Annotated in this window: 15 protein-coding genes; 2 read left to right on the forward strand and 13 right to left on the reverse strand. The window is 52.2% G+C overall.

Annotated elements, in window-relative coordinates; all coding sequences use genetic code 11:
* Positions 1-11: 11 nt before the first annotated feature.
* Genes ACO05Z_RS19355 through ACO05Z_RS19365 form a run of 3 tightly spaced genes read right to left on the reverse strand, consistent with a single transcriptional unit; the run spans position 12 to position 2,439 of the window.
* Positions 12-755, reverse strand: a complete 744-nt coding sequence (locus tag ACO05Z_RS19355) for an adenosylcobinamide-GDP ribazoletransferase (RefSeq protein WP_421903832.1) — start codon at positions 753-755, stop codon at positions 12-14.
* Positions 740-1,558, reverse strand: a complete 819-nt coding sequence (locus ACO05Z_RS19360; protein WP_421903833.1) for an SAM hydrolase/SAM-dependent halogenase family protein — start codon at positions 1,556-1,558, stop codon at positions 740-742. Before ACO05Z_RS19360 ends, ACO05Z_RS19355 begins: the two co-directional genes overlap by 16 nt.
* 2 nt (positions 1,559-1,560) lie before the next feature.
* Positions 1,561-2,439 (reverse strand): YitT family protein, encoded by an 879-nt coding sequence (locus tag ACO05Z_RS19365; RefSeq protein WP_421903834.1) that lies wholly within the window; start codon positions 2,437-2,439, stop codon positions 1,561-1,563.
* A gap of 250 nt (positions 2,440-2,689) precedes the next feature.
* On the opposite strand from ACO05Z_RS19365, the gene argS reads away from it, so the two are divergent.
* Together argS and ACO05Z_RS19375 are read left to right on the forward strand one after the other, a co-directional pair.
* Positions 2,690-4,333, forward strand: coding sequence for an arginine--tRNA ligase (argS, locus tag ACO05Z_RS19370; RefSeq protein WP_421903835.1), 1,644 nt, complete (start codon positions 2,690-2,692; stop codon positions 4,331-4,333).
* A gap of 19 nt (positions 4,334-4,352) precedes the next feature.
* Complete coding sequence (locus tag ACO05Z_RS19375) at positions 4,353-5,081, forward strand: SPOR domain-containing protein (RefSeq protein WP_421903836.1); 729 nt, start codon at positions 4,353-4,355, stop codon at positions 5,079-5,081.
* A gap of 17 nt (positions 5,082-5,098) precedes the next feature.
* On the opposite strand, the gene ACO05Z_RS19380 is transcribed toward ACO05Z_RS19375, so the two are convergent.
* The 10 genes from ACO05Z_RS19380 to ACO05Z_RS19425 all read right to left on the reverse strand — a co-directional run bounded on the left by ACO05Z_RS19380 (position 5,099) and on the right by ACO05Z_RS19425 (position 18,151).
* Positions 5,099-5,941, reverse strand: a complete 843-nt coding sequence (locus tag ACO05Z_RS19380) for a DMT family transporter (protein ID WP_421903837.1) — start codon at positions 5,939-5,941, stop codon at positions 5,099-5,101.
* Positions 5,942-6,025: 84 nt separating this feature from the next.
* A complete protein-coding gene (locus tag ACO05Z_RS19385; RefSeq protein WP_421903838.1) occupies positions 6,026-7,813 on the reverse strand; it encodes an ATP-binding protein in 1,788 nt (595 codons plus the stop codon).
* Between the two features lie 164 nt (positions 7,814-7,977).
* A complete protein-coding gene (locus ACO05Z_RS19390) occupies positions 7,978-8,670 on the reverse strand; it encodes a response regulator (RefSeq protein ID WP_421903839.1) in 693 nt (230 codons plus the stop codon).
* Between the two features lie 70 nt (positions 8,671-8,740).
* Positions 8,741-10,579, reverse strand: a complete 1,839-nt coding sequence (locus tag ACO05Z_RS19395) for a methyl-accepting chemotaxis protein (protein ID WP_421903840.1) — start codon at positions 10,577-10,579, stop codon at positions 8,741-8,743.
* A 40-nt stretch (positions 10,580-10,619) separates the two neighbouring features.
* Positions 10,620-11,807: a SpoIIE family protein phosphatase gene (locus ACO05Z_RS19400; protein WP_421903841.1), complete on the reverse strand. Its 1,188-nt coding sequence runs from the start codon at positions 11,805-11,807 to the stop codon at positions 10,620-10,622.
* Positions 11,808-11,809: 2 nt separating this feature from the next.
* Positions 11,810-12,823 carry a chemotaxis response regulator protein-glutamate methylesterase gene (locus ACO05Z_RS19405; protein WP_421903842.1) on the reverse strand — a complete coding sequence of 338 codons (1,014 nt, stop codon included), beginning with the start codon at positions 12,821-12,823 and terminating at the stop codon, positions 11,810-11,812.
* Complete coding sequence (locus tag ACO05Z_RS19410; protein ID WP_421903843.1) at positions 12,820-15,669, reverse strand: response regulator; 2,850 nt, start codon at positions 15,667-15,669, stop codon at positions 12,820-12,822. Before ACO05Z_RS19410 ends, ACO05Z_RS19405 begins: the two co-directional genes overlap by 4 nt.
* Positions 15,670-15,722: 53 nt before the next feature.
* Positions 15,723-16,379 (reverse strand): chemotaxis protein CheW, encoded by a 657-nt coding sequence (locus ACO05Z_RS19415; RefSeq protein ID WP_421903844.1) that lies wholly within the window; start codon positions 16,377-16,379, stop codon positions 15,723-15,725.
* A 2-nt stretch (positions 16,380-16,381) separates the two neighbouring features.
* The gene (locus tag ACO05Z_RS19420; protein ID WP_421903845.1) at positions 16,382-17,662 is read right to left on the reverse strand and encodes a CheR family methyltransferase; all 1,281 of its coding nucleotides are present in this window, start codon (positions 17,660-17,662) and stop codon (positions 16,382-16,384) included.
* 3 nt (positions 17,663-17,665) lie between these two features.
* Positions 17,666-18,151, reverse strand: a complete 486-nt coding sequence (locus ACO05Z_RS19425) for a chemotaxis protein CheW (RefSeq protein ID WP_421903846.1) — start codon at positions 18,149-18,151, stop codon at positions 17,666-17,668.

Raw genomic sequence — 18,151 nt, forward strand, 5'->3', positions numbered from 1 at the left:
ATGCATATATATCAATTCAAAGCACAGAATGCCAGCAGTCCCGCTAATTCGCTAAGCACCACTGCTGCTCCGAGGAAATCCCCATTGGCTCCGTTGACCCTTTTTGCCAGCCGGAACAAAAAGAATATCCCGTCAGCGCAAAAGAAATAAGCCAATAGCTGCACCGCCGGACTGACTGCAAACACTCCTACGAGCACGGTAGTAAGAGCAGCCACGACCATGGAAAGGCAGTCCGCCCCGCGCATGGATAAACTGCCCTGTCCCGGTCTTGCCAACGGCTTGCCGACCATGCTCATAAGGGCATTGCCCAACCTGCCGAGCACAAAAATCCAGACCACAGCTCCATAAGCTCCAGCCTCATACACATAGAAAAAACAGACCGCCTGCCCCAGCACAGCCAGCACCGAAGCCAGTACCCCGAACACCCCGGAGCAGCTGTCTTTGATAATCTTCCAGAACCGCTCAGGATCAGGATAAGGTCCGGCCCCGTCTGCAATATCCGCAAAGCCGTCAAAATGCAGCCCACGGGTCAGGTAAACAGAAGCAGCCACTGTCAGCCAACTCTGAATCCAGAATTTACCAGCGAACAACCCCAGCCAGAACGGAAGCGCGATCAGTGCCCCCAGAACCAGCCCGCTTAAAGGCATCCACTTCACAGTCCGGCCGATATCATCTGCTTCAATATCCATGACCGGACCGATGCGGGTCATGAAACCAAGGGTAATTAAAAAATCTCTTACTAATCCCGATCGCACTGGGCACTCCATTTCAAAGTCAAAATATCTCCCGGTTCAAGGCCCAGCATTTCCGAGGCCGCCCCGCGGTTAAGGGCCAGCTCATAATAGCCCTGGCTCCCGGCAAGAAGTCCAGTGGCCCCGGTTTCAAGTTCAGCATAGCAGCAGACCCGTTTCACGCAGCTGGCGTCATTGCCGGAGAGAAGCTGCTCCTCGGGTATGGACATACGCTCGGGCAGGGTCTGCTTATCCGGGATGTTGAGCACCAGATTGCCGAAACGGTCCTTGTGTAGGATGGTTGCGTCCACCCCGTCCTCCAGCCAGACAGGCTTATCAATTCCGCAACGCACAATTTCGCGCAGGGGCAGCTTGGGTCCAAGTGATTCCAGAGAGATTCCGCAGGCAATGGACGCGGCCAGTGGAGAGAAAATATCCCTTCCATGGAATGTCGCCGAGCTGTGCATTTTTGCGGCGGCCTCGCTGAGATCGGTGACGATCATGGTCCCGGAAAAGCGCGCTTCGGCAAGTTCGAGCACCCCATTGTCCGGGGCTACTACAATCTGTTCACCAAACTCAGCGGCTATGATCCTGCGCGCACTGCCCACACCGGGATCTACAACGGTGATAAAAACCGTATTTTTGGGAAAATGATCCATGGCTGCGGAAAGAAAAAACGCACCCTGTGAAATGCAGAACGGCTCCACCCCGTGGCTGACGTCAATGATGCGCGAATCAGGGGCCTGATCTGCCAGTACCCCTTTCATCTGTCCCACGTAGGGGTCATCCAGCCCAAAATCAGTCAAAAGCGCGATGGGTCTGCTCATTTTTACCTCGGCACGGAAAAACCTTTTCCGAGTACGCTGAAGGTTGATTCGATTATGACAAAGGCCGCCGGGTCAATGGTAAAAACAGTGGATTCAAGACGCTTGATCCTAAATGAATCAACCACAGTCATGATCACTGTTTTCTCCTGCCGGGTATAACCGCCCTTGGCGTTGAGCAGGGTGGTACCCCTACCCATTTTAGCCATGATCGCCCCGGCTACGTCTTCGGGAAAAGTGGTGATTACCAGAACCAGTTTGCGCTGGTTGAAAAGGCGCTGCACCCCGTCAATAGCGGCTGAAGCAACATATATCATTGCCAGCGAATAAAGAACATCATCGAGTTTAAGCCAGAATGTACCGACCCCCAGCACAACAGCATTGAAGGCCATGGAGAACTGCCCGGGTTTGATACCCAGTTTTTCGCGGACCAGCACCAGCAGAATACCGATTCCCCCGCTGCAACCTAGTGAACGCAGGGAAATACCGGACCCCAGTCCCAGCACAACACCACCGGCAAGCACGGCCAGCCATTTATCGGTAAACGGAATTGTCCAAGGAACCAGTTCGATAAATGCACTGAGCGAAATCAGTCCGTACAGACTATAAAAAAAGAATTTCTTGCTGATACAAAACCAGCCGATCAAAAAGACCGGAATGTTGAGCAGGAAAATCCAAAGCCCGGAACTGAGCTGGGGAAAAATATAGTAAAAGAGCAGCCCCAGCCCGGAAATACCACTGGGCAGGAAAGCATTGGGAATAATTATCGCTTTAATGGCCAAGGCACCGACAAAGCCCCCGACAGTAAGCAGAAAAAGGTTCCACGGAATGGTATAAGTTATTTTCTGAAAGCGGGTTATGACTGCATCAATTTCTGTATCCAATTTATATTCTCCTTTGTATGGAGTCACATTTTGCTGTATTAGATTAAAAAGGCAATGTAGATTCGTTTTTTCACAAACTTATCTGACAGTAAACGGTATTCTTAGCCGTCTGATTTTTTTACTCCCTAACAGAGCACTTGGAAGCCGCACCGAAAGATGATAAGCGAAGCATGCCTACATAACAGATAAACAGCATGCCGGACCCGGCAAGGCTGTCATCATAATTTATTAAGGAGATTTTTGATCCACCATGAAAGCTAAACAACACCTTGAAAAAGTTCTCGGTTCCATCCTTGAAGCCAAAGGCTGGGAATGGCCGGAGAAGGCTGTTATCGAGCCTCCCAAAGATAAAAAATTCGGCGACATGTCCGCTAACATCGCCATGATGCTCTCCAAGCAGGCCAAGATGAATCCCCGCGCTATTGCGGAAGCGATCCAGTCCGATCTGGACGGAGACAAATACATCGAGAAAGTTGATATTGCCGGACCGGGCTTCCTCAACTTCACTTTTTCCAACTCCTTCTGGCAGGACCTCGTTCCCGAAGTTCTGACCAAAGGCGCGGACTACGGCCGCAGCGAAATCGGCAAGGGCACCAAAATTCAGGTGGAATACGTTTCCGCCAACCCCACCGGCCCACTGCATATCGGTCACGGTCGCGGTGCAGCCCTCGGTGACTGTCTTGTGCGCATCCTCGAATTCACCGGCTATGACGTGGAAGCAGAATACTACGTCAACGATGCCGGACGCCAGATGCTTATCCTCGGCAACTCCATCTGGGTCCGTTTGCAGCAGTCTCAGGGCCGTGACATTGCTGATCCTGAAGATTTTTACAAAGGCGAATACATCAAAGACCTCGCTGCCGAAGTACTGGAACGCAACCCAGGTATCCTCGAAAGGAGCGAAGACGAAGCAATCGCAATCTGCCGCGAATACGGTAAAGATGAAATCCTTGAAGGCATCAAAAAAGACCTCGCCGCCTTTGATGTACGCCACGATGTATGGTTCTCCGAAAAGAGCCTCGTGACCGCCAACAAGGTTGAAGAGACCTTCGCCGACCTCAAAGCACGCGGCATGGCTTACGAAGAAGACGGCGCACTCTGGTTCAAGTCCACCGAACTTGGTGACGACAAGGACCGCGTACTGCGCAAATCCAACGGAGACCTGACTTACTTCGCTTCCGACATCGCTTACCACGATGACAAATACAAACGCGGTTTCGACATTGTAGTCGACATCTGGGGCGCAGACCACCACGGTTACATTCCCCGCATGCAGGCCGCAGTAGAAGCACTGGGTAAGAAAGGACAGCTTGATGTCATCCTCGTACAGCTGGTTAACCTGCTGCGCGGTGGTGAGCAGATTGCCATGTCCACCCGTGCCGGTAAATTTGAAACCCTTGAAGACGTGGTTAACGAAGTAGGCCGCGACGCATCCCGCTTCATGTTCCTCTCCCGTAAGAGCGACAGCCACCTCGACTTCGACCTTGAACTGGTCAAGCAGAAGACCATGGATAACCCGGTCTACTACGTACAGTACGCTCATGCGCGTATCTGTTCCGTAATGCGCAAAGCCGCTGATCAGGGTATTGAAATCCCTGTTGTTGACGCTGCTCCCCTTTCCGCCCTGACCAATGCGGAAGAACTGAACCTCATGAAACTCATGGATCAGTTCGCGGACGTTGCTGAGAACGCAGGTAAAAACATGAGCCCGCACGTAATCAGCTACTACCTGCGCGACCTCGCCAGCGCACTGCACAGGTTCTACACCATGCACCACATCCTTTCCGCTGAGGAAGATGTAATCGCTGCAAGACTGGTCCTGCTGCAGGCAGTTGCAAGAACCCTTGCCAACGGCCTTAGCCTGCTTGGTGTTTCCGCTCCCGAACGCATGTAATAACAAATCGGAGTTACAAATGGCTGCACCCAGAAAAAAGAAGAAGACTGCTCCCGCTCAGGAAAAGACATTCACCTTTACCTTCACCATGCCCGAAGTAATCGGGCTGTGTGCCGGGGCTGTTGCCGCCCTGTGCGCCTTCTTTGTGCTGGGAATTCTGCTGGGCCGGGGCTACCAGCCTGAAAAGGATGTGCCCGAAATCGCCATGATGCTGCCCTCCAGCTCGGTAAACAGCTCCGGGGAAGTAAAAGGCGGAGTGCTCAAGCCCGAAGAACTGGACTATATTGACCAGCTCAAGAAAAAGCCTGAGCCTGCGGTAAAACCTGAAGAGCCTAAGAAGAAAGAAGTTGCCAAGACTGAGAAGAAAGCCGCTCCGGCCCAAAAGGCGGAACCTGCCAAGGTAGAAAAGCCCGCTGTAAAAGTAGCCGTAAAAGCTCCTGGAGTTAAACAGGCCGAACCGGAACCAGCAGTGGAAATCGACAATCCCGTGGAAGTTGATGAGCCTAAGTACAGCTACGTGTATCAGGCAGCATCCTTCGGCGACAACGCAAGGGCCCAAACTTTTGCCGACAAGCTCATTTCCAGCGGACTCGATTCATATGTTGAGTCAGGAAAAGGCGGAACCCGGACTTGGTATCGCGTTTTTGTCCGTCATACCGGAACGCCCGAATCCACTAATGGAATGAAAAAAATACTCACGAAGTACGGCATCAAGAGGCCGCTCTTGAAGAGTAAGAAAGCGATCTAAATAGAAACCCCGGAAGTTTAACTTCCGGGGTTCTTTTTTAGTATTGGCAACACACCACGCACCGTCACCGAACTAATCACCACCAGCCCACCTATTATAGCCCACTTTCCGGGAATTTCACCGTAGCCGACTGCGACTAAAATTGGATTGAAGATCGGTTCAAGAGTCATGATCAGGATTGCTTCCAGCGCGCCCAGACGCTTGATAGCCCATGTGTAGAGAGCTAGGGATATTCCCTGTTGGAAGATGCCTAAATAGATAAGCCCTACCCAACTTTCAACAGAGGGCATGTTGTTAAACATAAACGGCAATCCGCATAACGCTGTTAGCAGGTGCCCCAAGATTACAGACTCTACCGGAGAGGTGGATTTCTGGGCCCGCATGCAGAGGGTGAAAATGGCGTAGGAGGCCCCGGTAACCACGGCGATGATGTTGCCCCAAAGTCCGCTGGGAGATAGCTTATCAAGGAAGAATAGAACCATGCCGCCTACGGTGACGGCTATGAAAATCCAATCACTGCGGCTGGTTTTCTCCTTAAGAAACCAAGGAGCCAGCAATGCTACGTAAACAGGGGCAGTGTAGGCCAGCAGGATGGCATTGGCTGAGGTCGTCAGCTTAGTGGCGGCAACATTAGTGATCAGCAGTCCGGCATAACCCGCTGCCGCGCCCAATTGCACAAGGGAGAATCCGAATTTCAAACGGCCCCGAAATAGAAAAACCAGAGTCAAAGCAGCAAGAACACTACGCACCCCGGTGATAGCCATGGGATTCCAATCCACCAGCTTGATCGCCAGCCCGCCGGAACTCCAGATCAGGGCCGTAGCGGCCATGAGAAGTACTGCCTTGGATTTTTCGTTCAAACCGGCCCTCCCCTAAGTTTGTACGAAATCTATCCTTTCTTTACTCGCATTGTCATCAATATAATGTCGCAAATCAAATTGCCTTTAAACTTGCAAAAATAAAGGCAGGGTAAATACAAAGGCTGTGCCTTGCCTATATCCTTCAGGAGGGCATTGCACGGATATTTCGCCACCATGGTTGGACACGATATGCCGGGAGATAGCAAGACCAAGTCCAGTGGAACCGAATTCATTACGGCGGAATTTTTCCACAGAATAAAAACGCTCGAATATGCGCGGCTGATCCGCTGCGGGAATACCCGGACCTTGATCAATCACTGCAAGCTGTAAACGACCATCTTCAACACGATGCTCTACGGAAACAGGCTTTTCCTCCGGCCCGTACTTAATGGCATTTTCCAATAAATTTCTGAACAGCTGCATGAGTTGACCGGAATCAGCCATAATCGTGAAATCACCTTTTTCAAAACTGCGCTTAAGATCTACATTTCTTTTTTCAGCAAGCCCGGAACAGGCCTCCCATGCCTCACGTAATGCATCTGTGGGATCAATGGGCATGAGTTCAACCTTTTCATGGCCGCTTTCAAGCCTTGACAGATTAAGCAGGTCATCCACAATTTTACACATGTGGTTGGCATTCTTCTCAATGGTAGCCAGAAAGTTCTTCTGTATGGACTCCGGTGGAGGAGGATCGGAAAGCAGGGTTTCGGCATACCCTTTTACCGAGGTAAGCGGTGTGCGCAATTCGTGTGATACATTGGCTACGAAATCCTGACGCACTGTTTCAAGCCGCTTGATCTCGCTGATGTCATGAAAAACAGCAATAGCTCCCGGACCCTGTCCCGGTTCGGAAGTGTGCGGAGAGCGAACGATATTTACATCGTAAACCCTCCCATTGGGCAAAACAACCTGCACTGTTGTGGCTTCCGGACCTTCCGGGCCGACCACTTCCGTACAGGCATCGTAAAGATCAGGACTGGGAATAATTTCAAGCGGAGTACGATCCACCCCATTCTGAATACCGGGAAAAATATCCTGCAAGGCCCGGTTCACACTCTGAATACGGCAGCTGCCGTCTAAAACCATAACCCCGTCCCACATACCGTTGAATACAGCCTGAATCTTGTTCTTCTGTCCGGTAATGGTGCTGACGTGCTCATCAATCCGTGCAGCCATCCAATTGATGGAATTGGCGAGGGGAATGAATTCCTTGTCCGGAAAAGTCCTGATCCTGCGCTTGTAATTACCCTGCCCCACAGCCTCGGCAGTCCTGACCATGGATTGCACTGAAGAACTGAGCTGCATGGTCACAAAACGGATAACCCCGTAGCAAACCAGGGCAACAATGGGCAGGGCCCAGAAGAAAACCTTGAGGATCATATCCATTCTTTCTTCCGGCCCGTGCAGGGAGTCCTTGATCACCAGATACCCGGCCGGGGAATTAATGCCTTGGGCTACCTTTACAGCTCCTAACATGAATTCCTTGCCGTCCAGAGAATCTTCCTGCACCTGCAATCCGGGCTGTCCGCCTTCTGCGCTCCTGATTTGAGCATCATTCAATGAAATGGAAGCCCCGGCAGCCCAAGTTGGTTGAACCGAATTCTTACCGTCAAGGGAAATATAACCGACTTCTGTTCCCAGCATACCGGACACTGCATCTACCCGGCTCTGCACCCCAGCCCCGTCACTTTTTCTATAGATGCGTCTGGCAAGCTCCATTTTATCGCGCATGCTGTTCTGCGAATCCACCGTAAGGTCAGCCTTCAGCAAGTGATAGGCAAAACCAAGCGGCAGACTGACGCAGATAGCAGCAGTCAGGCAGACTGCGATAAAAAGCTTGCTCTTGATTGAAAATCTCAGATCGCTATTCATAATTGGCTTTAAAGTCAGAAAGTTAAATAAATACGCCGACAACTTAACATGGAATCAACGTCTATAAGTGACAAACAGGTAAGGATTGCTTTAAGGACGCAACAAAGCCCCCCGGAAATTCCGGGACCTGTTTTATCCATTGATGCGGTTTGATTAAATCAGGCCTATGAATGCTTGAAACGATAACCTACGCCACGCACAGTCTCGATATAATCTGCATAGGGACCAAGCTTCTGACGCAACCTGCGGATATGGGTGTCCACTGTTCTGGAATAGCCTTCGAAATGGGTGTCCCAAACAGTATCAAGCAGATGGTCACGGGTGCGGACCTTGCCTTCATGCTGCAAGAGTTCAGAAAAGAGCTTGAACTCGGTAGCGGTAAGGGCCACAAGGTCACCGTCGCATTCCACGGTGTGGGCTTCGAAATCCACGGAAAGGCCTTCACGGCTCCATTTTCCGGGACGGCGCGGCTCAGGCACTTCGGTGCTGCGGCGCAGAACGGCCTTAACCCTGAGCACAAGTTCACGGGGGCTGAACGGTTTGACGATGTAATCATCCACACCAAGCTCAAGCCCCACAACCCGGTCAACTTCCTCGCCCTTGGCGGTAAGCATGATCACCGGGATATGCTGGGTGGCAACTTCCTGTTTCAGCCTGCGGCAGACTTCAAGGCCGTCAATACCGGGCAGCATGAGGTCGAGCAGAATCAGGTCGGGATTTTCTTTTCCAGCCTGATCAAGAGCCTTATGGCCGTCCATGGCGGTCACAACCTCGTAACCGGAAGAGGTAAGGTTGTACTTCAACAACTCGATAGTATCATTATGGTCTTCAACAACCAGTATTTTCTCAACTGACACAATGTTCTCCTTTTGCTCGGACCTTACCTGTAACAATGGTACGAATTAAGGCGGAGTCGTTACAACTGTGTTAATTCTCCGGATCCTGTTCAGTTTCAGCCTTATTTGAGCCTTCTTTTTCGTCATTTGCTGTGAAAAAATCGTCTTCAACTGTCTGGAAACCGTCAACCGCACCGCTCAAGCTCTGTACGGTATAGTTCAAACTTGCCACTGTCCGCTTGAAATCTTCAAGGTATTCCGTGGTTCCGGCAGCAGTATCACTTAAATCAGACATGGCGTCGCTGATCTGCTCCGCACTGTCGGCCTGATCTCCCATGGAGCGGGAAACATCCACGAAACGGGGCTTGAGTACCCGGACCTGATCCACAATCTGTCCAAGATCGGCACTCATCTTTTCCACTTCATCAACGCTTGAGCGGACCTCATGGTTGAAAGTCTCCATCTCCATAACCCCGGAACTCACCGCAGACTGCATGTCCCTGACCATGAGTTCAATATCTTCAGCGGCTATGACCGTCTGATCGGCCAGCCTACGCATCTCGCGGGCAACTACGGAGAAGCCCTGACCGAACTGTCCGGCTTTTTCCGCTTCAATGGCCGCATTGAGAGAGAGCAGGTTGGTCTGGTCGGCAATTCTGGCGATAGTGGTCACAATATGGTTGATCCTGCTGGCCTTCTCGTTGATGGCCGCCAGTCTTGAAGCAACACTGTCGGTAGAATTAACCAGCCTGATCAGAGATTGCTCCCGACGTTCAATATTGCCTTGCAGGGCCTCGGCCATATGGGCAGATTCGCTGGCACTATCGGCAACATCAGCCATAACTTCCACTAAATCTTTAGAGGTCTTGCTGATCAACCGACTGGTAGCGGTAACTTCATTGGTGGAAGCAGCCTGCCTGTTTACTGCGGAATCAATGTGTTCGGCTGTGGACCTGATTTTATTTCCGGCCACAGAGACATTATCCCCGGAAGACTGCACTTCCCCGACCAGTTCCGACAATCCTGAAATCATGGTCTCAAAAGAAGTCACAAGATTGCCGATTTCATTGCCGGGACGGACAATCCTGCCGGCGAAGAATTTACCTTCAGCCATATTCTTCATCTTGCGGATGGAAACACTGGCACTGTGCAAATCCCCGGAAGCAATATCTTTAGCAATGTCGGTTATGCGGGAGACAGGGCTAAAAATAAGGTTCAGCCCGAAGAGCAGAAAACCAAGGGTTACCGCGATAAAAACACAACCCATGAAAACCACAGCTCCAAGAGCCTGATTGGACGCTGCATTCATGGCAGCCAAAGGAATAGCCGAGATCATGGCACACTCTATGCGCCCCGGCTTGCGGTAATAGCCCATATCATTTTTAACCGGATACCTGTTTTTCATGGACGGGGGCGCATCTTTGGGATCACCGTGACAAACCATACAGGAAGGCTTGTTGGACTCACCTTCTGCCACGATAAAGGACTCAATTCCGTTGATCTTGCGGATTTCCTCGATAAAGGGTCTTTTCCCGGCCCTTGCCATGGCATCAAGCTCCTCAATAATCCGGGCCTCATCAGTGGTGGCCAGATTATCGGGATTGCGCGGCTTGGTTGATGCAGTTTTAAAAGTTAACTCGTGCCTGAAGGTATCGGGAATACGTCCAAAAACACCGTTGGCGGTAAATGATGTGGACTGCAACTCGGTTACAAACATATTTTCCGGCAGCATTTCCGTAGCCTTAGGGCGGATAACCGACCCGGTATGCTTACGCACTGCCTTCATGGTATGGAGCATGATTTCAGCCTTGGACCGGAACTGGTCCATCAGGGTTTCCCGGGCATAGTCTGAAACCAGCCACATAATGGACACGGTCAAGGCTATGCAGAAAACCACACATCCGGCTATGAACTGTTTGCGGATACTCATTATCAGTCCTCTTTAATTCCCGATTAATTATGAGATGTCTTTAGGCAAAGACAAACTCCACCATGGAAAAATCATCTTCATAGAGCTCACCACCCTGCAATTTGCGGGTATGATCTATGAGCTGGTCAATGGGTTTGCCCAATTCTCCCCCGGTTTCCTTCATGAACCCTGCAAACTCATCGAACTCCCACATCTTGCCGTCCAAAACCTTTTTAAGCTCGTAAACACCGTCGCTGTAGAGAAAGAAACGCGCTCCCGGTTCAATGGTCACAGAATCGCTCACGTAGGTCATATCCGGCATGCCGCCCACAATCATTCCCGGAGTACGCAACTGCTGTGCTTCCCCGCCGGAGATAAGCAGAGCCGGAGGATGGCCGCCGCTGGAATAGATCAGGGTTCGGTCTGATTTGCGGTACACCCCGTACCACATGGTGAAATATAGATTGTTCTGCTGATCCATCTGAAAAGAATCATTCAAGGCTTCCAGAACCTTGTCCGGCTTGAGAAAGTCGGTATCCGGCAGGGTCTGGGAGCGGAGTACGTTCATGGCTGAAACAGAAAGCAAAGCGGAACCAACCCCATGGTCACAGACATCAAGCAGATACATGGCAAAATGGTCATCATCCAGCCAGTGGTAACCAAAGGAGTCTCCGCCCAATGATGCTGAAGGAATAAAACGCCAGTCTGCCTGAATATTCCCCTCTTTAACCGGGTCCGGGAGCAGTGAAGTTACGTAGTCGGCCGCAACAGCCAACTCCTTGCGCATTTCATCCCTGCTTTCACGCAATTGCTCGTAAGCCTCGTTCCTCTGCAAAAGGTTGATGTAACCCTTGGAGTGATAACGGATACGGGCTAATAGCTCGATGCGGTCCGGAAGCTTGACCAGATAATCATTGGCGCCAAGAGCGAAGGCCTCGGCCTTGGTGGTAGGCTCTTCCTTGGTGGAAAGCACGATCAGGGGGATATCCTTAAGCTTGGAATTTACCCGCATGAACTTGACCATGGTCATGCCATCAATCTCTGGCATAACAAGGTCCTGTAAAATAACCGTGGGCTGCAATTCTTCAGCAGTGGGGATGGCCTTGGTCGGATCACTCACAAAATGGAAATCAATGTCATCCTCGCCCTCAAGCATGCGCCGCACAGCCTCACCAACCATGGGCTGGTCATCGATGAGCAGGACATTAATCTTATGTTCGGTGAGCAATTGCTCTTTGACTTCGGTCATCACTAACTCCTGAAACGTTTTTTAAAATGCCTTACCAGCAACCCGGCCATATCCTCAATGGAACAAATCTCGCGTGCCGCACCCATTTTCACCGCAGCTCCGGGCATACCCCAGACCACACTGGACTCCTTATCCTGCGCCACGGTCATCCATCCGGAATTCCTGAGATCACACATGCCCCTTGCTCCGTCAGCACCCATACCCGTCAATAAAACCGCCGCAGAGTTGGACGGAAACCCGGCACAGCACAGGCTCTCGAAAAGAACATCCACAGAAGGCACGTAAAGATTCTCACCGGGCCCGCGGGACAACTCCACTATCCCTCCCGGCCCCATGCGCATATGCCGGTCACCGGGCGCGATTACCGCCTTCCCGGCCTGCATGACCATGCCGCTGCGGGCAAGTTCAACTTTCAATCCGGTCTGGCTGTCCAACCATTGGGCCAGATTTTCAGAAAAATTACCGTCCACATGCTGGGCAATGGCGATGGCTGCCGGAAAATCCTCAGGTAAGGCTCCCAGCAGGGTGGCTAATGCGGAAGGTCCGCCGGTGGAACTGCCTATTGCCAGCAGCGGGGGAACCATCCTCACTTTCGGAGCAGGCTTGTGAACCGCCCTTTCCTTCTTATTGCCATGCAACTTACCAATCACTGAAATTTTAGCGAGAAGATCGCTACCGCCTTCAATAGAACCGTTATCCTGACGGGGAGTAGTGGCCACATCTAGCGCTCCCGCTCCCATGGCCTCGAACACCTTGGTAGAATTGCCCTCGATACTGGCAGTAACGATCAGAACCGGGCAGGGGCACTTCTGCATAATCGCCTGTGTAGCCCCGGCACCGTCCAGCACGGGCATAATCAAGTCCATAAGCACAAGATCGGGAACATCGGCACAGCACTTTTCCACCGCCTTTTCCCCGTTATGGGCAATCCAGGCGACTTCATGTCCGGCATCGACAATTACTTTTTTAAGGACATCCACTGCTGATGCCTGATCATTCACAATACCTATTCTCATTTTCCGGCCCCGCCTATGAGATCTTCAACTGCCGAAAGCAGGGTCTCGTCATGAAAACTGCTCTTGGTCAAATAGTAATCGGCTCCGGCTTCCAGCCCACGGAGCTTGTCTTCCTTGCGGTCTTTATAGGAAACCATCATTACCGGAATGGACTTGAGATCCGGGTCACTCTTGATCTTGCTGGTCAATTCCAAACCGTTCATGCGCGGCATATCCACATCGGTGACCACAAGGTCATAGTCACCGGAAATAACAGCGTTGAGTCCATCCTGCCCATCAACTGCTGTATCCACTTCATAGCCGTGGTTGACCAGAAGCTTGCGTTCCACTTCGCGCACGGTAAGGGAATCATCCACCACCAGAATCTTCTGCACCGGGCCGCTTTCCGCGGATTCCAATCCCACCTTGCCCAGCCTGCCGCCGGAAAGGAGATTGTCGATAGAGCGCACAAGGTCCTCGGCATCAAGGATGAGTACCGGAGAACCGTCAGGCATCATAGCCACTGAGTTCACATCAGGGACCTTGCCCAGCCGATGGTCCAGCGGGCGAACCACAAGGTCCTGCTCGCCCAGAAAATCATCCACCACCAGCCCGTATTTATTCATCCGGTCACTGATGACCACTACCTTGAGCCCGTCATCTTCAATATGGGACGAGCTGACTCCCAGAATCTGGGCCGCAGGCACCAAGCCCACATTGGCTCCATTAAGCGATACATACTGGCGGTCCTCGGCCAGCTTAAGCTGATCCGGAAAAACCGAAGCAATACGGCTGATACGGCTCAAGGGAATGGCATAAGGCTGGTCAGCAATCTTAACCAGAAGGGTGCGGATAACTGAAAGGGTCAGCGGCAGCTGCATGGAAAAAGACATACCCTGTCCGGGTTCTGAATCTGCACGGACAGTACCGCCCACTTCCTGAACCATGGCATGAACCACGTCCAGCCCAACTCCACGCCCGGAAATCTCAGTGACTTTTCCGGCTGTGGAAAACCCGGGCAGAAAAAGAAATTCCATCAATTCAGCGCGGCTCATTTCCTCAGCCATGCGCGCCGGGGCCAGCTTGCGTTCCACCACCTTGGCCCTGATCCGTTCCGGGTCCAACCCCTGACCGTCATCACGGACTTCAATGAAAAGCATCCCGGCCCGGTGCCCGGCAATAACCTTAATGGTTCCGGTGGGCGACTTGCCTGCTGAAACACGCTCATCCGGCATCTCGATACCGTGATCAACCGCGTTCCTGATCAGATGGTTGAGAGGGGCTTCCAGCTTGTCCAAGATATCGCGGTCCACGGAGGTAGTTTCACCTTCGATGATGAAATCCACTTCCTTGCCCAACGAACGGGCCAGATCGCGGACCAGACGGGGAAAACCGCGCCCGCCGTCGGAAAAAGGACGCATGCGGCTGGCAATTACCTCGTGGTACAGCCTGCTGGAAACATTGTCATTGCGCCTGCGGTAAAGATCGAACTCATTGATATGCTTGACCAGCATGACCAGACATTCGCCCAACGCAGACTTCATTTCGCCGACCACATCTTCTGCGGTCTCGCCATGGCTGACCCGCTCACAGGAATCTTCTATGATCTTCATCACATCCCGGTGCCCAGCTTTTAAACGCAACAAAGAAGAAGCAAACTCGCCCAGCCTGCCGGACTCCACAAGACTTTCCCCGGCAAGGGCCATGAGCCTGTTCAGGTTTCCGGCGGAAACACGGACCACTGAATCTGCAGGGGCACGCACTCCCTGTGCCGGAACGGGACTTTCCTTGGCTGGAGGAGATTCCTTGACCGAAACCGAGGCATCCTGCTTAGACTCACCCTGCTCCGGAAAGGCTTCAATAACTTCCTCCACAGGCTCTGGAACAGGCTCGGCAATTGAAGCCGGAATACCCTGCGGACAGACTTCGGAGCAGACCTTAGCCGCCGCCCCCTCATCACCACGCAAAGCCTTTTCCATCTGGTCCATGAGCGGTTTGCGCTCACTTAAAAATCCTTGGATGGCGTCAGTTTCAAGCTGCGATACATCACGGTAAATATCTGTGGCCGCCAGCAACAGGTCAATCTGCCCGGAACCGAGAACAGTCTCGCCCTTCTGGCAAGAGACGAGCAGATCCTCCATGGCATGGGCAAGGGCCACGGCATCGGTCAGCCCCACGATACGGGCCGCCCCCTTCATGGAATGGGCCGCACGCATGAGCGGCTCCACCTTGTCCGGGGCCTGATCCTTTTCCAGTTCCAGCAGTCCGGCATTCAGAGCCTGTGAATGGCTCTCGGCCTCCATACGAAAAAGATCGAGCATGGAAAGGTCGGCAAGGGGCACACCTTCCTTAACCGGAGCGGCAGCCTGCACTGGGGCTGATTCTGAAATTTCATCTGCAGAAGGCTGCTCTTCAACTTCCTCTTCCTGAACAACAGGAGCTTGCAACTCATCTTCAGCTTCAGGCGCAGCTGTTGATTCAGTCTCGGCAGACTCAATGCTCGCGAGCAAATCCTTAAACTCAGCGGCCCTTTCTTCCAGCCAACCGTCCATTTCCTCCGCTTCAACTTCAGCAAGGGAATGCAGGAACCGGGTTCCGGCCAGTAATGCCTCAATAGTCTGGTCCGCAAGCAACTCCCCTGAGCCGGAACATCTGTCCAGCACGGTTTCCATGGCCTGCGAAAGATCCACAGCATCAGCCAGCCCTACGATCTTGCCCGAACCTTTCAGGGCATGGGCAGCATGGATGAGCGGCTGTACTTTTTCCGGGGAAACGTCAGCAGCAAGACCGGGAACGCCTTCTTCCAGCACCCGGGTATGGTTGCCCGCCTCCATGCGAAAGAGTTCCAGCATGGAAAGATCCGCCATATCTCGCGTCACCTTATCTTCTCCCTGTCCGGCTGTTACTCATAATCTCCGCCTTACTTGATGATGCGGTTGAAAGCCTCAAAAAGAAGCTCGTCTTCCAGCAGTGAAATTCTTTTATCATCTATTTCAAACAGGCCGCGGGTGTATGCCGCAGGGGCCTTGGCCACGGTGGCCGGAGCATCCATAAGAGCATCAGGAGAAAAATGATGCACTCCGAGCACTTCATCCACCGCAAAAATCCAGCGCCCGAAACCGCGGTCCACACAGATGAACCTGCTGTAGACCCGGAATCCTTTTTCTTCTTCAGTCAGGTATTCCGCTTCAAGCCCAAGCAATTCCCGCACTGAAACCACCGGGACGATCTGACCCTGAATGCTGGTCAGCCCCCGAAACATCCTGCTGTTGCGATGGGGAACCGGACGCACGGTGCGCTCCTCCAGAACCGAAACAAAGACCTGCGAAGAAAGAGCCAGCCATTCACGGGAAATCCTGAAGACCACTGCCCCTGCCGTCTCGACCTGCTCTTCTTCCTTGGCAATAGCCACGGCTTCGGTATTCTCGGCCAGATAGCCTTCGGGCGGCTCCCGGTCCAGCAGGGAAAGTCCGGCACTGGTAAAGTTCGGACAATGATAGCAATGGGACCAGTGCTCAAGTTCCGGGCAGGTCCTGTCCCCGGCATAACCTATTGTATTCCAGCAGGATTCAAGCATTATCAGGCCTCATTCCTTTTTTCAGCCCGACGGGCCCTGTTGCGCATGATCTCGGCCTTGCGCAAATCCCCCCGGTTTTCCAGCAGCAGGGCGAGATGCACTAGCGATTCCATATGATCCGGTTCAAGGTACAGGGCCTTGCCGTAAAATTCTTCAGCCATTGAAATATTTCCCCCGGCTTCATGCAGCAGCCCGCAGAGATGAAACAATTCAGGCTCCGGCCCTGCCTGTTTGAGCAGGTCATCACACATGCTCAAAGCCTCTGTTGTATCGCCCCGGTCCGCAAAGGCTTTGATATCCTCAACAGAAGAACAGACCGACAACTCCGTACCTTCAGGACTTTCAACCGTCTTTTCCGCAACTTCATGACTCTTTTCTTCCCTGCGGGACACCAGTTCCGGTTTAAGCGGAGGCGTAGTTTTAAAAGAGCTTTGGGTTAGTAATGTTCCAGTGCTAACCAAAGACTTCCGGGAGCAGTCCTTTTGCGGACATACGGGCGGTTTAAGCAGAGCGGCAACCTTGCGTTTGCCCTTACGTAAAGCAAATGTCCCCTGCTTCCTGACCGGGGTAAACCAATCGTTAAAAACCGGAAGAATCTCGGCATGCCCTACAAAGAGCAATCCGTCATCCTTCAACTTCTCATTCAATAATGCCGCCAAACATTTCCTTGAGCCTTCATCAAGATAAATCAATAAATTACGGCAAAAAATAACATCATACGTGCCATTGGGAAGACAACCGTCAATGATATTTCCGGCATGAAAATTCACCGAGTTCCTGACCTCTTGGGCAAGCATGCGTCCCTGTTTGCATTTACGGAACCATCTTTGAGCATACAGAGGCAGGTCAGTGCGAAAGGAGTTATCTCCATAGATACCGACCTTTGCCTTAAGCAAAGCACGCTCGCTGATATCGACCCCATCAACCCGAAAACTTTTCAGCCCGGCCCCCATTAGGGTCATGGCTATGGAATAGGGTTCTTCACCGGTGGAACAAGGAGCGCTGAGCACCCGGAAATCATCATTACGTCCGGCAACAGTTTCAAAGAGCAGTTCAAAGGGTTTGCTATCCCTGAAAAACCATGTTTCCGGGACCACAATCTCCTCAACCAGTTCCGCCAATTCCTCATCACTGGTGCGCAGCAGGCTGAGATAGGAATTCTCTTTGCTCCCGGTCTCCCGCATACGCGCCCTGACAGCCAGTTCTATGCCCGAACGGGACAGCGAATCCGGAGCTAATCCCATGGCCCGGTTAAGTATTTTCAGGAACGGCTCAACATTCATCCCTTACTCCTGAGCTGATCCTGAATCATCTTTGGGAAAAAGCACCTGCCGTAATTCCTCAGTCAGCAGCTTATGAGGTTTGAGCAATTGCAGCATACAATCATTTACCCGGGCTACCCGGCCCAGCCACGGGGCATCGGGAATCTCCAGTCCGGAATCTTCAAAATCAGAATCAGCAACCTTCAGGGTCTCGGTGATATTTTCAGCCAGCAGTCCCAGATATTGTTCACCCCGCTCCTCGCCTTCATCAAGGTCGGCAAGATCAATGAGCACAATCCGGGTGGACATGCGCGAAATGCACGGAGTATCCATAGCAAGCATGGACAAATCCACCACCGGGGTGACCTTGCCCCGGTAATTAAAAAGCCCCTTTACGTAATCCGGAGAACGGGGCAGTTCCTTGCACACAGTGGGCGGAACCACCTCTGCTACGGCCTGGGCTTCCAGCCCGTACACGTATTCACCTATCCTGAATGTGAGCACCAGCAT

This window comes from Maridesulfovibrio sp. (assembly GCF_965230075.1).
Classification (GTDB): domain Bacteria; phylum Desulfobacterota; class Desulfovibrionia; order Desulfovibrionales; family Desulfovibrionaceae; genus Maridesulfovibrio.

Excerpts from the sequence above, each read along its gene's own strand:
- ACO05Z_RS19360 (WP_421903833.1), bottom strand. The coding sequence starts at position 1,558 with ATGAGCAGACCCATCGCGCTTTTGACTGATTTTGGGCTGGATGACCCC.
- argS (WP_421903835.1), top strand. The coding sequence starts at position 2,690 with ATGAAAGCTAAACAACACCTTGAAAAAGTTCTCGGTTCCATCCTTGAA.
- ACO05Z_RS19375 (WP_421903836.1), top strand. The coding sequence starts at position 4,353 with ATGGCTGCACCCAGAAAAAAGAAGAAGACTGCTCCCGCTCAGGAAAAG.
- ACO05Z_RS19385 (WP_421903838.1), bottom strand. The coding sequence starts at position 7,813 with ATGAATAGCGATCTGAGATTTTCAATCAAGAGCAAGCTTTTTATCGCA.
- ACO05Z_RS19395 (WP_421903840.1), bottom strand. The coding sequence starts at position 10,579 with ATGAGTATCCGCAAACAGTTCATAGCCGGATGTGTGGTTTTCTGCATA.
- ACO05Z_RS19400 (WP_421903841.1), bottom strand. The coding sequence starts at position 11,807 with ATGACCGAAGTCAAAGAGCAATTGCTCACCGAACATAAGATTAATGTC.
- ACO05Z_RS19405 (WP_421903842.1), bottom strand. The coding sequence starts at position 12,823 with ATGAGAATAGGTATTGTGAATGATCAGGCATCAGCAGTGGATGTCCTT.
- ACO05Z_RS19410 (WP_421903843.1), bottom strand. The coding sequence starts at position 15,669 with ATGGCGGATCTTTCCATGCTGGAACTCTTTCGCATGGAGGCGGGCAAC.
- ACO05Z_RS19415 (WP_421903844.1), bottom strand. The coding sequence starts at position 16,379 with ATGCTTGAATCCTGCTGGAATACAATAGGTTATGCCGGGGACAGGACC.
- ACO05Z_RS19420 (WP_421903845.1), bottom strand. The coding sequence starts at position 17,662 with ATGAATGTTGAGCCGTTCCTGAAAATACTTAACCGGGCCATGGGATTA.
- ACO05Z_RS19425 (WP_421903846.1), bottom strand. The coding sequence starts at position 18,151 with ATGCTGGTGCTCACATTCAGGATAGGTGAATACGTGTACGGGCTGGAA.